Origin of the sequence: Rhodococcus sp. IEGM 1381, assembly GCF_030056795.1 — a bacterium.
Classification (GTDB): Bacteria; Actinomycetota; Actinomycetes; order Mycobacteriales; family Mycobacteriaceae; genus Rhodococcoides.
The window spans coordinates 39,242-53,589 of sequence record NZ_JASHKQ010000019.1; the positions used below are offsets into that span (position 1 = coordinate 39,242).

A 14,348-nucleotide genomic window follows, 5' to 3' on the forward strand; every position below is an offset into this window, starting at 1 on the left:
GCTCCCAGGCGGGTGCGTACCTGTAACGCGGGGAAAATTGTCGACGATGAACACAGCGGGTGAGGAGTTGGACTCTTTCGTCGTTGCCGCAGCGCAAGGCGATCGACTGGCTCTGTCCCGGGTCTTGGAGTTCATCCGACCGCTTGTCGTCCGGTACTGCCGGGCACGAGTCGGATCGGCTGAGCGCGGTCAGCTATCGGCCGACGATGTGGCGCAGGAGGTCTGTTTGGCAGTCATGACCGCCTTGCCGCGTTACCAGGACCAAGGTCGTCCGTTCATGGCATTCGTGTACGGCATCGCGGCTCACAAGGTCGCCGACGCCCATCGCAGCGCCTCGCGTAACAAATCGGACCCGGCCGCCGAAGTACCAGATGTCGTGTCGATGGAACACGGACCGGAGCAACGTGCTCTCGAATCCGAGTCGAGTCGTCAGATGACTGCACTGCTGGACACCTTGCCCGCCAAGCACCGAGAAATTTTGGTGCTCCGACTCATCGTCGGATTGTCGGCCGAGGAAACAGCGGCGGCAGTCGGCAGCACTGCAGGCGCTATCCGCGTGGCTCAGCACCGAGCTATCGCAAAACTGAAGAACGAAGTTGTGAGAGCAGGTGAAATGTATGGCTAGGGACATTGGTCACGGTGGCTCCGGTGAGAACCCGCGTCGCGGAATCTCGCGAATCGGTGAGCACGTGAACCCCACTGGACCGAAGCAGAACGATCCCTATGCCGACATCGGTGCAGACGGTGGTCCCGTGGACCTCGTCGCCGTACGTCGTGACGATGCGTTCATCGACGCGATCAGTGGTGACGGACCGATAGCTACCGATGACGCAGACGAGTATCAACTCGCCCTTCTACTCGCCAACTGGCGAGCAGACGTGATGTCGCCGGCGATGCCCGCCGGCCCCTCCCTCGACGTGGTCGTGGCCTCGGTGGAACGCGAGAAGCTCGCCGCCGACATGGCGCGTAGGAGCTCGGCGAATCGTGGTGGACGGATGCGTTTGCTGCGTCCTATCGCCGGCGCTGCTGCGGCGATCGCCGTGGTGATGGGTGGTCTGGTTGTCATCTCCTACAACTCGACGCCCGACGATCCGCTGTGGAGCGTCAAGTCCGTCGTGTTCTCCGAGCAGGCCGATTCGACTGTGGCGCAGATCGATACGACGTCCAAGTTGCAGGAGGCCGAAAACCTTCTGTCGTCGGGCGATGCCGATGCCGCTCGGGCTCTGCTCGACGGTGCATCGAACCGCACCTCTGCTGTGCTCGACGCTTCCCAGCGCGCCGAGCTCGACCAGTGGCTGGCGCGTCTGTTGCAGGAGCTGCAGGCTCTGACGGTCCCCGTCCCGGTACCGCCGGCGGTACCGGTTCCAAGTGTGCCCGCTCCTGTGCCCAGCCCCGACGTCGTTTCCCCTCAGGCTCCGGTGGATGCGGCGGTGCCCGACACCAGCGCGGTTCCGATCACACCGAATCCGGAAACAACCACACCGAGCAGTCCGCCCGTGACGACGAGTCCTAGTCCGACGACGACCGACGTCACGCCGACGGTCCTTCTCGACCCGAATCAACCGACGGCTACCGCCGGTGGAAGTTCGTCCGAGAACCGCGATCGTATGTCGGTTCCGTCCGGCGGAAGCTGAACGTAAACCGGACGGCACTGTCGGTTCGAGCAACGAAGAAGCCCGACACGATAATCGTGTCGGGCTTCTTCGCCTTGCGGGGGTCGTGCAGAAACTCAGCTGTCGAAACCGTCGCCGTGCAGGGCGTCGTTCATCGATGCGTCCGCGAAACCGCGGCAGTAATCCCAGGTGACGTACGCGTCCGGCACGGGGTCGTAGGCCGGCTCGTGCGGTCGTACGGTGCCGTCGACCAAGAGCTGCAACAGGTTCGCGCGCAGCATGTCCCAGTCGTGGTAGTGGTCCTGCTGGCAGTCCTCGCAGCACACGACCAGGCCGCGGATGCCGCGGTGGCCGAGCAGTGCTTCGTAGACAGCAAGGTCCGCCAGGTCTTCCTCGACGGCCAGCCGTTCCTGAGGATCCAGGGGCTGGCCAGGCTCGATGGCGTCGAGGGCGGCCGACGGGTCGGCTGGGTCTCCGGCGAAGGGGTCCGGGGGTAAACCGGGAGGCAGTTGATCGCGCACGCCTCCACGGTACGCAGGATTGGTAGGTCTGCGCCAGCTGTTCGAAAGCGACATGCCGGACGTGGATGCTGCGCCCTGGTGCTGATGGCCGAGATTTCGGGGCCTCGGGCAGGCCGTAGTGGGAGGCATTCGCACTGGTTGTGCCCTAGCCGATACCATGGTTCACGGCGCTGAACAGATGAGTGCAAGTGCCGAAACTCCATCCGTTCTCCAATCCCGCATTGCGGTGCGCCTGCGAGCTCTCACCGGCCGCACGCCGCGCCGAAGTGCAACCAGGCTCTAGGGAGGGCCAGATTCGCATGAGTAGTCCCGGAGCCCACGTCCGCACAGGCGGCGACGATCCCACCAAGGTCGCGATGCTCGGCCTCACGTTCGACGACGTCCTGCTGCTGCCGGCCGCTTCGGATCTGATTCCCAGCTCGGTCGACACGTCCAGTCAGATCACCCGCGAGATCCGGTTGCGGGTGCCTTTGGTCAGCTCGGCCATGGACACCGTCACCGAAGCGCGGATGGCCATCGCGATGGCCCGCGCCGGCGGCATGGGCGTGTTGCACCGCAACCTGTCGCTGCAGGATCAGGCGTCCCAGGTGGAAACCGTCAAGCGCTCCGAAGCCGGCATGGTCACCGATCCCGTCACGTGCAAGCCCACCGATTCGTTGGCCGAGGTCGACGCCATGTGCGCGCGCTTCCGCATCTCGGGATTGCCCGTCACCGACGAGACCGGCGCGCTCGTCGGCATCATCACCAACCGCGACATGCGCTTCGAGGTGGATCAGAACCGCCGCGTCGCCGATGTCATGACGAAGGCTCCGCTCATCACCGCGCAGGAGGGCGTCACCGCTGAGGCCGCCCTCGGCCTGCTGCGTCGCCACAAGATCGAGAAGCTTCCGATCGTGGACGGCAAAGGCGCGCTGACCGGCCTCATCACGGTCAAGGACTTCGTCAAGACCGAGCAGCATCCCAACGCCACCAAGGACCGTGACGGCCGATTGCTCGTCGGTGCCGCGGTGGGCGTCGGACAGGACGCATGGGCTCGTTCGATGGCGCTGACCGATGCCGGTGTCGACGTCGTCATCGTCGACACCGCGCACGGCCACAATTCGCAGGTACTCGAGATGGTGAGCAAGCTCAAGGCCGAGGTGGGCGATCGGGTTCAGGTCGTCGGCGGAAACGTCGCCACCCGCGCAGGTGCACTCGCTCTCGTCGAGGCCGGCGCAGATGCGGTCAAGGTCGGCGTCGGACCGGGATCCATCTGCACCACCCGAGTGGTCGCAGGCGTCGGCGCTCCGCAGATCACCGCCATCCTCGAAGCCGTCGCCGCGTGCAAGCCGCACGGTGTGCCGGTCATCGCCGACGGCGGTATGCAGTTCTCCGGTGATATTGCGAAGGCACTCGCCGCAGGTGCCTCGACCGCCATGCTCGGATCGTTGCTGGCCGGAACGGCCGAGTCCCCCGGAGAGCTGATTCTGGTGGGCGGCAAGCAGTTCAAGAGCTACCGCGGCATGGGTTCTCTCGGTGCCATGCAGGGACGCGGGGGAGCGAAGTCGTTCTCCAAGGACCGCTACTTCCAGGACGACGTGCTGGCCGAGGACAAGTTGGTGCCCGAGGGCATCGAAGGCCGTGTCCCGTATCGCGGACCGTTGAATCAGGTCATTCACCAGCTCACCGGTGGTCTGCGAGCTGCGATGGGCTACACCGGGTCCAACTCGATCGAAGACCTGCAGAAGGCTCAGTTCGTGCAGATCACTGCGGCCGGGCTCAAGGAGAGCCATCCGCACGACATCACGATGACCGCAGAGGCTCCGAACTACACCACCCGATAGTCGTGTCGGCCTCAGTAGGCCGACTCGATTCGCTCTCGAAGTAGAAAGGTGCGCGCGTGCGCGACCTCGTTGAAATCGGCATGGGCAGAGAAGCCCGCCGCACCTACCAGCTGGACGACGTGGACATCGTGCCGTCCCGTCGTACTCGGTCGTCGAAGGAGGTGTCGACGGCGTGGCAACTCGACGCGTACCGCTTCGACATCCCGGTGCTCGCCCATCCGACCGATGCCCTGGTCTCGCCCGCGTTCGCGATCGAGCTGGGTCGCCAAGGCGGACTCGGAGTCGTCAACGGTGAGGGCCTCTGGGCCCGTCATGCGGACGTACAGGCCAAGTTGGATCAGCTGATCCATATCGCCGAGACCGATGTCGATCCCGATGCGCCGATCGCATTTCTGCAGGAGTTGCATGCCGCGCCGCTGCAGCCCGATCTGCTGTCGGCCGCAGTCGGCCAGGTACGCGATTCCGGGGTCACCGTCGCCGTGCGGGTGAGTCCGCAGAACGCACGTGCGTTGACACCCGCTCTGGTCGCCGCCGGCCTGGATCTGCTGGTCATCCAGGGCACCATCATCTCCGCCGAGCACGTGGCGCACGGCGACGAAGAGCCGCTCAACCTCAAGACGTTCATCGCCGAACTCGACGTCCCCGTCATCGCCGGTGGCGTCAGCGATCACCGCACCGCGCTGCACCTGATGCGCACGGGTGCGGCGGGCGTCATCGTCGGCTACGGCTCCGTCGAAGGCGGCACCACCACCGGTGAGGTACTGGGCATCGGCGTTCCGATGGCTACCGCGATCGCCGACGCGGCAGCCGCGCGTCGGGACTATCTGGACGAGACCGGCGGGCGCTACGTGCACGTCATCGCCGACGGCGACATCACGACGTCCGGTGCGTTGGCCAAGGCCATCGCCTGCGGAGCCGACGCTGCGGTTCTGGGGGCTCCGTTGGCCGTCGCCGCGGAGGCTCCCGGGGGTGGCTGGTACTGGCCGTCCGCGGCGGCGCATCCGTCGATGCCGCGTGGCGCGTTGCTGCCGATGTCGGCGGGGGAGCGTCCGAGCCTCGATCAGGTGCTGCACGGACCGTCTCGCGAGTCGTACGGCTCGATCAACCTCGTCGGCGGACTACGTCGGTCCATGGCGAAGTCGGGGTACTCCGATCTCAAGGAATTCCAGAAGGTGGGCCTGAACGTTCGGGCTTGATCAGCTGCACCTTTCAAGGGCGCGTACTCCTGTCACCGGGGGTGCGCGCCCTTCGTCGTGAGCGGAAGTTCGTAGCCCGCTACGAAGTCTCGTGCACATAAGCCGACCCTGAGTTGGTGATACCTCTCGTAACAGCTAGAATTGCTTGTGGCGGTAGTCACATGGGGGTGTGCATACTGTTCGACAGCAACGGATGTAGCGGAGGTCACCATGGGTTCAGCTGTTCGCGCCACGGATTACGACGTTCTGATCGTCGGTTCGGGCTTCGGCGGAAGTGTCACTGCGCTGAGGCTGGTGGAGAAGGGATACCGCGTCGGGATCCTGGAAGCCGGGCAGCGCTTCGAGGACAAGGACTTCGCGAAGAACAGCTGGGATCTCAAGCGCTTCCTGTGGGCACCGAAGCTGGGCCTCTACGGCATCCAGCGCGTGCACCTGTTGCGCGATTGTCTCATCCTCGCCGGTGCCGGAGTGGGCGGTGGGTCGCTGAACTACGCGAACACCCTCTACAAGCCTCAGGCACCCTTCTTCGAGGACAAGCAGTGGGCGCACATCACCGATTGGAGCAGTGAGCTCTCTCCGTTCTACGACCAGGCCACCCGCATGCTCGGCGTGGTGCGCAATCCGCACATGACCCCCGCCGACGAGGTGATGAAGTCGGTCGCCGAGGACATGGGTGTCGCCGATACTTTCATCCAGACACCGGTGGGCGTGTTCTTCGGTGACGAACCCGGCAAGACCGTCCCGGACCCGTACTTCGGTGGTGCCGGCCCCGAGCGAACCGGATGCATCGAATGCGGTGAGTGCATGACCGGGTGTCGCCACGGTGCCAAGAACACGTTGCTGAAGAACTACCTCGGCTTGGCCGAGCGCGCGGGAGCCGAGATTGTGCCGATGACGACGGTGTCCGGCCTCCGCCCTAGATCCGACGGCACCTGGGATGTCGACACCGAGCGCACCGGCGCTCGACTCCGCAAGGGCAAGAAGACGTACAGCGCTGCCAATGTCGTGTTGGCGGCAGGCACCTGGGGCACCCAGAACCTGCTGCACAAGATGAAAGACACGGGCGCGCTGCCCAAACTGTCGGACACACTCGGCGAACTGACGCGCACCAACTCCGAGTCGATAGTCGGAGCGGCCAAGCTGGCGGTCGATCCCGATATGGACCTCACGCGCGGAGTCGCCATCACGTCCTCGTTCCACCCCAGTCCCAACACGCATATCGAACCGTGCCGCTACGGCAAGGGCTCCAACGCGATGGGCATGCTGCAGACCCTGATGACCGACGGCGGAGGAAAGATTCCGCGGTGGCTCAAGTTCGTGTTCGCGCTGATCATCCACCCGATTCAGTTCGTCCGCGTCGTCAACGTCCGGCACTGGAGCGAGCGCACCATCATCGCGCTGGTGATGCAGAACCTCGACAACTCGATCACCACGTTCACCAAGCGTGGGCCGTTCGGCCGCAAGATCTCCAGCAGGCAGGGCCACGGTGAGCCGAACCCGACGTGGATCCCCGAGGGCAACGACGCCACCCGGCGCATCGCCAAGAAGATCGGCGGAGTCGCTGGTGGCACCTGGGGAGAGCTGTTCAACATCCCGCTCACCGCACACTTCCTCGGCGGCTGCGCCATCGCCTTGGATTCAGCGCACGGCGTCATCGATCCGTACCACCGCGTCCACGGATACCCGACGCTGAGCGTGGTGGACGGGGCGGCCGTGTCGGCAAACCTCGGGGTCAACCCGTCGCTGACCATCAGCGCGCAGGCCGAGCGGTCCGCCGCACTGTGGCCGAACAGGGGCGAGCTGGATCTTCGTCCGGCACAGGGGCTTCCGTATCAGCGGCTCGACCCCATCGCCCCCAACTCGCCCGTCGTCCCGGTGGACGCTCCGGGTGGACTGAGACTGCCGATCGTCGAGATCAGGTCCGGCTCTGCGGCGCTGCACGTCGAGCATTCGGGTGTTGCGTAAGCGCTGCAGCAGTCCCACTAGACTGACCCGGTGACCGACTCCACTGCACACGATCCCGCACATGCACGCCCGGTTCTCGTCGTCGACTTCGGTGCTCAGTACGCGCAGTTGATCGCCCGCCGTGTGCGTGAGGCCAACGTGTACTCCGAGGTGATCTCGCATACCGCGACCGCCGAGGAGATCGCGGCAAAGGATCCGGTCGCGCTGGTGCTTTCCGGTGGACCGTCGAGCGTCTACGCCGACGGGGCACCCGAACTGGACTCGGCGCTCCTCGACCTCGGCATCCCCGTGTTCGGAATCTGCTACGGGTTCCAGGCCATGGCTCAGGCCCTCGGCGGAACCGTCGAGCACACCGGAACGCGGGAGTACGGTCGCACGCAACTCAGCGTCGACGGCGGGCGTCTGCACGACGGTTTGCCTGCAACCCAACCGGTGTGGATGAGCCACGGCGACGCGGTCACCGCGGCCCCGGAGGGCTTCACCGTCACTGCCACCAGCGCCGGCGCACCGGTCGCCGCCTTCGAGAACGAGGCCACGCGGATGGCCGGAGTGCAATATCACCCCGAAGTTCTGCACTCCCCGCACGGGCAGCAGGTCCTCAGTCGGTTCTTGCACGAGACGGCAGGCATTGCTCCGGACTGGACAGCGGCCAACATCGCCGACGCTCTGATCGAGTCAGTCCAGGAGCAGGTCGGACCGACGGGTAAGGCCATCTGTGGTCTGTCCGGTGGAGTCGACTCCGCGGTGGCGGCAGCTCTCGTGCAGCGGGCAATCGGCGACCGGTTGACCTGTGTCTTCGTCGACCACGGCTTGCTGCGTGCCGGCGAGCGCGAGCAGGTTCAGCAGGATTTTGTGGCTGCCACCGGTGCCAAGCTCGTCACCGTCGATGCGGTCGACACCTTCCTCGGTGCGCTCGAGGGTGTCTCCGATCCGGAGGAGAAGCGCAAGATCATCGGTCGCGAGTTCATCCGTAGCTTCGAGGGTGCCGTCACCGAGGTGCTGGGTGAGAACGCCGAGCACGGCGACTCCGTCGAGTTCCTGGTGCAGGGCACGCTCTACCCGGATGTCGTGGAGTCCGGTGGTGGTTCGGGAACCGCCAACATCAAGAGCCATCACAATGTGGGCGGTTTGCCGGACGATCTGCAGTTCGCCCTGGTCGAGCCGTTGCGTGCGTTGTTCAAGGACGAGGTTCGGGCCGTCGGGCGTGAATTGGGACTGCCCGAGGACATCGTCGGAAGACAACCTTTCCCGGGACCAGGACTGGCCATTCGCATCGTCGGAGAGATCACTGCGGACCGGCTGGCCACGTTGCGTCATGCGGATTCCATTGTCCGAGAGGAGCTTACGGTCGCCGGCTTGGATCAGCAGATCTGGCAGTGCCCGGTGGTGCTGCTGGCGGACGTGCGCAGTGTCGGAGTGCAGGGCGACGGTCGTACCTACGGTCATCCGATCGTTCTGCGTCCGGTGTCGAGCGAGGACGCGATGACTGCGGACTGGACCCGACTGCCGTACGACGTGCTGGAAACGATTTCGACTCGGGTGACCAACGAGGTTCCGGAGGTCAACCGAGTCGTTCTCGACGTGACGAGCAAGCCGCCGGGCACCATCGAGTGGGAGTGAGCGCCTTAGCTTTTTCTGCTGGGACCCAATAGAAGAGCGACTCCGACGGCGACCGCAGCAATCACGAAGACCCAGCGAAATTGCACGTCGCCCAGGGCCGCGATCGCATCCTGCCCGATGATGGCTGCGACCGAGACGACCATGGCGGCCAGTCCGGCAAGCAACAGCAGCGCCGACGGTCCGCGGCGGTTCGAGTTCTGCGCCTCGGTGTCGGAATCACTGTCGCCGTAGTCGTGTCCGATCCTGTCGGAGTTGTTCTTCTTCACTTCTGCACCTTCAACTCGCCGAATGCCACATCTCCCACGATCGTCAGGACCTGAGCGTCGGTGCTCGTTGCCGGACCGAACCGCGTTTCGGTGGGGCACGTACCCATCGCCGACTCGCACTCCACGATCACGTTCATCGAATCGGGCACGGTGACCGACGCAGTGCCCAGTGCTACATCGATTTTCACGGTGCGGTTTTCGGTGAGCGTCAGGCCCGTGAGGTCCAGATTCAGGTCACCAAGACCGACGTCGTACGTCGGAGCCAGGTCGGCATTGGTCGACGGAACGACCCGCTGGGTTCCCGACGGACCATTGCCCAGGTCCAGCGGTCCGACCGCCGATGCCAGGACGACGAATCCGGCTAGGGGTGCCGCGACCACCAGCAGTCCGTACCCCTTGCGGAGGAAGGCTCCGAGGATCAGCCCGACCGCGATGATCGACAACGCGACGGCTCCGACGCGTCCTGCTGTGGCCCAGTCCCCGCCGGACGCGGCTCCGACCGCGGCGGTGACGGCAGCACCGAGCAGTGCAAGGCCGAGAAAGCTTGCTGTCCACCGTGATCGGTGTTTACGCTCGATCGCTGCCGGTGGGAATGCCGGTGCCGGTTCGGGGAGATCCCAGGCGAACGGAGCCACCCCGAGCGGGTCCCACGACGGGGGAGTCACCGACGGCGTTTCGGCCGGCTTCTGCTTGCTCAGATTCACGGTGTGGTCGGCACCGGAGTCTGCAGCATCGGAGCTACCGGCTGCTTTCGGCGTCGGAACGTAACTCGTCGGCAAGGTCGTGTACGGGCTGTAGTGCTCCTGCTGAAACTGCGGCGGCCGATACTGCGCGGCCGTCCACTGTTCCGCTGACGTACTGTACGAGCCGAAAGGCTTGGGCGCGTAGTAGTTTCGAGAGAACTCTTCCGTCCGCATGTACGGTGGCGGCTCCGGGCAACGCTGATGCAGCAACCACAGGCCACCGAGCATGGCCAACAGCGAGATGAGCCCCGAACCTCCGAGCCCGACACCCACCGGGCCTATCGTCGACACCGCGATCACCAACGCCACCGCGACGACCACCATCTTGGTCGTCGAATCGGAGCTGGTGCCGCGGCCGACGAGCGACTCTGCGCCCGACGCAGTGTCACCGGCTCGGCTGAGCACCAACCACGCCGCCAGATACAGCACGATGCCGGCACCGCCGAACAGGGTGGACACGACGAACGCGACCCGAATCAGAACAGGATCCACGTCGTAGCGATAGCCGATACCGGCTGCGACACCCGCCACGTGTCCGCGTTGCGGCAATCGGTGCGGACGGGTTCGCCACATCTGCTGAATTTGATCCGAGACGGTCACGTTGCTCATGACAACCATCGTGACGTTTCCGATCGTGAAACACATCAGGGATACCCCTGATATCGACCCCGAGCGTGATCGGACGTCGTCGAAGGCGCGAAACATCAGGGCGAACCCTGATGCGACACCCGCCCTGTCCGTGCCAGGATCGAGGCGTGCACCCTGTCGACAATCCCTCCGTTGACGCCGCCCGCAACACACCACCCGTAGCCGGCGACGCGCCGGTCGCCCCTGTTACCTTTCCTGTCGCTCCTGCACGCTCTGCTCCGGTGCCCTATCGACGACGCGGCGGCGGACGCATCGTCGGCGGCGTAGCCGGGGGTCTGGCCGACCACCTCGGCGTCGACGTCTTCAAGATTCGGGTGGCCTTCGCGCTGCTCGCGGCCTCGGCCGGTGCCGGGATCGCAACCTACGGCCTGATCTGGATGTTCACGCCCGTCGGCGACGACACGGCACACCCGAGTGCCGCCGAACGTCAGCGTGCGCTGGGGTTGGCCGCCATCGGTCTCGGCCTCGCGGTGGGGCTTGCCTGGCTCCTCAGCGGTACTGCCGCATCGGTCATCGTGCCGGTCATCGTCGTGGTGGTCGGTGCAGCGCTGGTGTGGCGCGAGTTCGACGTGGAGGGTCCACGGACGGCGTTGGGATTGCCCAAGCATCCGACCGTGCTGAGCTGGGCGCGGGTGGTCGGCGGAGCAACACTGATCGTCCTCGGGCTGGGGGTGGTGGTCCTTGCCCGCGTCGATTTGGCCGCACTGCGTTCGTCGCTGCTGGCGGTGGTGGTCACCCTCGTCGGCGTCGGCTTGTTGACGGTTCCCATCTGGCTGCGAATGTGGCGTGCGCTCGGTGCCGAGCGATCTGCGCGTATTCGTAACGACGAACGTGAGGAGATTGCCTCGCACTTGCACGACTCGGTGCTGCAGACACTCGCCTTGATCCAGAAGCAGTCCGACCGGCCGCAGGAGGTGATGCGGTTGGCGCGCGGGCAGGAGCGGGAGCTACGCAAATGGCTGTTCGACGGCGGTGACACCGACAACTCCAGCTTGGCCGATGCCCTCAAGACCATCTCCGGTGAGGTCGAGGATCAGCACGGTGTGACCGTCAGGCCCATCACCGTCGGAGACGTGCATCTGCTGCCCGACGACATCGAATCCGGCCTGTCCAGGGAAAGTTTCACCGCGCTTCTCGGTGCCACGCGAGAGGCACTGGTCAACGCGGCCAAGCATTCCGGTGAGACCAACATCGATCTGTTCGCCGAAACCGAAGCGGAGCAGGTCAGCATCTTCGTCCGCGACCGCGGAACCGGGTTCGACGAATCCGAGGTTCCCGAGGACCGGCAGGGCCTCGCGAAGTCCATCAGAGGTCGTGTCGAACGCCGCGGCGGCACCGTGCAGGTACGGTCGACCGTCGGCAAGGGCACAGAAGTACGCATCTTCATGCCCCGCAACGGCAGTACTGTGACCACTGAATCGCCCGAATCCAACCAGCAGGAGCAGCCGACGTGACCGACCCGTTCCGAGTTTTCCTGGTCGACGATCACGCGGTTTTCCGCTCGGGCGTGCGAGCCGAACTGGGCCGTGAGGCGGACATCGTGGTCGTCGGTGAAGCGGGAGGCGTCGCCGAGGCGGTATCGGGTATCGACTCGACGAAACCCGATGTGGTGTTGCTCGACGTGCACATGCCCGACGGCGGTGGCGTGGCCGTGCTCAATCGCATCGCCGAGGGGCCGGTGTGTCTGGCTCTGAGCGTGTCCGACGCGGCCGAGGACGTCATTGCCGTCATCCGTGCGGGGGCCAGGGGGTACGTGACCAAGACCATCTCCGGTGCAGAGCTCGCCGACGGTGTTCGACGCGTCGCCGGGGGAGACGCGGTCTTCAGCCCGCGTCTGGCCGGATTCGTCCTCGATTCGTTCACCGGTCGTAGTGCCGCCCCGGAGCCCCCGCTCGATCCGGAACTGGACTCGCTGACGCCCCGTGAACTGGAGGTTCTGCGGTTGCTGGCGCGCGGATACACCTATCGCGAGATTGCCGAGGATCTGTTCATCTCCGTCAAGACCGTCGAGACTCATGCCTCGAATGTTCTCCGAAAGACCCAGCAGTCCAACAGGAACGCACTCACGCGATGGGCACACAAGCGCCGAATCGACTAGCCGTCCGCGTCACGCTTGACCTTCGACCAACCCGAAGCCTCAGGATTTCGCCATGACTGATTCTGACGAAGAGTTCCTGACCATCGGTGTGTTCGCTCGCTCGAGCGGGCTGACCCCCAGTGCCCTGCGCTTCTACGACGACTGTGGGTTGCTCGTCCCGGCGTCCATCGACGCGAAGTCCGGCTATCGCTACTACACCCGCGCACAAGCGAAGCGGGCCAACATCATTCGACAACTGCGCGAGATCGGGATGCCACTCGACAAGGTGGCCGCCGCCCTCGACGGCGTCGGAGCCGCGGCGGTCGAGATCGTGGATCGACACGTCGAGGAGCTTGCCGCGAATGCGCGCGCGGCAGCCGAGGCTGCGGTGTCGATCCGCCGATTATTCGACGAAAAGTACTGCACGGCAACGGTATCTGCCGCGGAATTTGCCTCCGCAGTAGAACAGGTCTCGTCGGCAGCCGGGACGAGTGACGATTTCCCGGTGTTGCAAGGCGTCCTGATCGAGGTGGACGGCAGCAGCGTCACTCTCACTGCGACGGATCGGTATCGACTCTCCACCCGCAGTCTCGTTGCGCCGTGCTCGCCCGGTGCCCCCTGGTCTCGAATCGCAGCGGTCGGCTCCCTCGGGACGGTGACCGCAACCGGCACCCTCGTGCTGACGGCAACCGACGACGCGATGGTGATCGACTCCGACGGTGCTCGGGCCGAGGTGGACCCGGTCGACGGTGAATTCCCCGACTGGCGGACGATCATGGACGGTCTGGCTCCGACCGTGACGAGGGTTGTGCTGCAACGAGATTTCGTTCCGCTCGACGGCGGCACTCTTCGCATAGCCGCCGGGCCGAACGGCGTCTCGGTCGATGGTGTTCCGGTTCCCGCACAGGTGACCGGTTCGGAGAGTGTGGTGTTCTTCGACGCGGCAGTTCTGCAGGCAGCCGTCGCCTCGGCTGTCGGACCCGACCTGATGCTCGACATCGCTGCACCGGATCAGCCGATGCTGGTGCGCTCCGCGCTCGACGGCGCTCTGACGACGCTGGTGATGCCGGTTCGCGGCTGATCGAGTGCTTCCTGTCGTCGAAAGTCGGCGAAGTGTCGACTTTCGATGACTGGGTACCAGCTCCCACAGTCGATACCGTCGACGGTATGGACGACAAGATGCTCGGGGAGACGCCACCGGCGGTGCTGTGGTTCTCTCGTGGTGATCGAATTCTGTTGATCGTCGGGGCAATGCTGGTGGGCGGACTGCTGGGATTCGCGGTGCCGTACGTGGCGGAGTGGGGAGCGTCGCTCACCTGGATACCGTTCCAGGGTCCGTTGGAGTTGATCGCGTCGTGGTCGCAGTGGTGGGTGCGGTACGTGTGTATCGCGGTGGGGGTTCTGCTCGGGTTGGCGCTGGTGGCCGCCGCGTTCTACGACACTGCGCGGGTGGCGGTGTCTGAGGCGCACGTACGCATCACCGAAAAGGGTGAGACCGCCACGGTGTCCAGGTCGCAGGTCGGTACCGTGTTCGTCGACGGCAAGGAGTTGGTGTTGCTCGACGCAGCCTCGCGTCAGTTGGTGCGGGTACCGAGCGAGGAGAGACGTGATGCGATCGAGGCAGCATTCGAGCAGCGGGGTTACTCGATTGCGCCCGGTGATCCCTACGACGATCTGTATCACCTGTGGGTGCCCGAGACGCCAGGCCTGGCACCGGAGGTGAATGCGGTGCTCAAAGCTCGGGACATGGCGCTGAAGAAGAAGGCGGGTTCCGATGCGCGCGAATTGCGTTCGGAGCTCGACAGACTCGGTGTAGTAGTGCGCGACAAGAAGACCAGCCAATACTGGCGTCCCCTGGTTCGATCATGACGGTCGG

Annotated in this window: 13 protein-coding genes; 10 read left to right on the plus strand and 3 right to left on the minus strand. The window is 65.1% G+C overall.

What is annotated here, in order from left to right; translation table 11 throughout:
- Positions 1-46 precede the first annotated feature (46 nt).
- Together QM797_RS23835 and QM797_RS23840 are read left to right on the plus strand one after the other, a co-directional pair.
- Entirely contained in the window at positions 47-625 is a 579-nt protein-coding gene (locus QM797_RS23835; RefSeq protein WP_032376740.1) for a sigma-70 family RNA polymerase sigma factor, read from the plus strand.
- Positions 618-1,634 carry an anti-sigma-D factor RsdA gene (locus QM797_RS23840; RefSeq protein ID WP_283278144.1) on the plus strand — a complete coding sequence of 339 codons (1,017 nt, stop codon included), beginning with the start codon at positions 618-620 and terminating at the stop codon, positions 1,632-1,634. The genes QM797_RS23835 and QM797_RS23840 overlap by 8 nt, the downstream gene beginning before the upstream one ends.
- Positions 1,635-1,729: 95 nt before the next feature.
- Here the strand turns inward: QM797_RS23840 and QM797_RS23845 are convergent, their stop codons facing one another.
- Positions 1,730-2,134 (minus strand): DUF5319 domain-containing protein, encoded by a 405-nt coding sequence (locus QM797_RS23845; RefSeq protein ID WP_032378069.1) that lies wholly within the window; start codon positions 2,132-2,134, stop codon positions 1,730-1,732.
- Positions 2,135-2,433: 299 nt separating this feature from the next.
- Here QM797_RS23845 and guaB point away from each other — a divergent pair, with 299 nt between their 5' ends.
- The 4 genes from guaB to guaA all read left to right on the plus strand — a co-directional run bounded on the left by guaB (position 2,434) and on the right by guaA (position 8,738).
- A complete protein-coding gene (gene guaB / locus QM797_RS23850; RefSeq protein WP_032376741.1) occupies positions 2,434-3,957 on the plus strand; it encodes an IMP dehydrogenase in 1,524 nt (507 codons plus the stop codon).
- 56 nt (positions 3,958-4,013) lie between these two features.
- On the plus strand, positions 4,014-5,153 hold the full coding sequence (locus tag QM797_RS23855) for a GuaB3 family IMP dehydrogenase-related protein (RefSeq protein ID WP_283278146.1): 1,140 nt from the start codon (positions 4,014-4,016) through the stop codon (positions 5,151-5,153).
- Positions 5,154-5,363: 210 nt separating this feature from the next.
- On the plus strand, positions 5,364-7,118 hold the full coding sequence (locus tag QM797_RS23860) for an FAD-dependent oxidoreductase (protein ID WP_283278147.1): 1,755 nt from the start codon (positions 5,364-5,366) through the stop codon (positions 7,116-7,118).
- Positions 7,119-7,148: 30 nt separating this feature from the next.
- On the plus strand, positions 7,149-8,738 hold the full coding sequence (gene guaA / locus QM797_RS23865; RefSeq protein ID WP_283278149.1) for a glutamine-hydrolyzing GMP synthase: 1,590 nt from the start codon (positions 7,149-7,151) through the stop codon (positions 8,736-8,738).
- 5 nt (positions 8,739-8,743) lie between these two features.
- Here the strand turns inward: guaA and QM797_RS23870 are convergent, their stop codons facing one another.
- Complete coding sequence (locus tag QM797_RS23870) at positions 8,744-9,004, minus strand: hypothetical protein (RefSeq protein ID WP_283278150.1); 261 nt, start codon at positions 9,002-9,004, stop codon at positions 8,744-8,746.
- Entirely contained in the window at positions 9,001-10,356 is a 1,356-nt protein-coding gene (locus QM797_RS23875) for a PspC domain-containing protein (protein WP_283278151.1), read from the minus strand. Before QM797_RS23875 ends, QM797_RS23870 begins: the two co-directional genes overlap by 4 nt.
- A gap of 110 nt (positions 10,357-10,466) precedes the next feature.
- On the opposite strand from QM797_RS23875, the gene QM797_RS23880 reads away from it, so the two are divergent.
- The 4 genes from QM797_RS23880 to QM797_RS23895 are packed head-to-tail and all read left to right on the plus strand — an operon-like array spanning position 10,467 to position 14,341.
- On the plus strand, positions 10,467-11,849 hold the full coding sequence (locus QM797_RS23880) for a sensor histidine kinase (RefSeq protein WP_283278152.1): 1,383 nt from the start codon (positions 10,467-10,469) through the stop codon (positions 11,847-11,849).
- A complete protein-coding gene (locus QM797_RS23885; RefSeq protein WP_283278153.1) occupies positions 11,846-12,493 on the plus strand; it encodes a response regulator in 648 nt (215 codons plus the stop codon). The genes QM797_RS23880 and QM797_RS23885 overlap by 4 nt, the downstream gene beginning before the upstream one ends.
- Positions 12,494-12,545: 52 nt before the next feature.
- Positions 12,546-13,553, plus strand: a complete 1,008-nt coding sequence (locus QM797_RS23890; protein WP_283278154.1) for a DNA polymerase III subunit beta family protein — start codon at positions 12,546-12,548, stop codon at positions 13,551-13,553.
- A gap of 32 nt (positions 13,554-13,585) precedes the next feature.
- Positions 13,586-14,341: a YqeB family protein gene (locus QM797_RS23895; protein ID WP_283278155.1), complete on the plus strand. Its 756-nt coding sequence runs from the start codon at positions 13,586-13,588 to the stop codon at positions 14,339-14,341.
- The last annotated feature ends 7 nt before the right edge of the window (positions 14,342-14,348 follow it).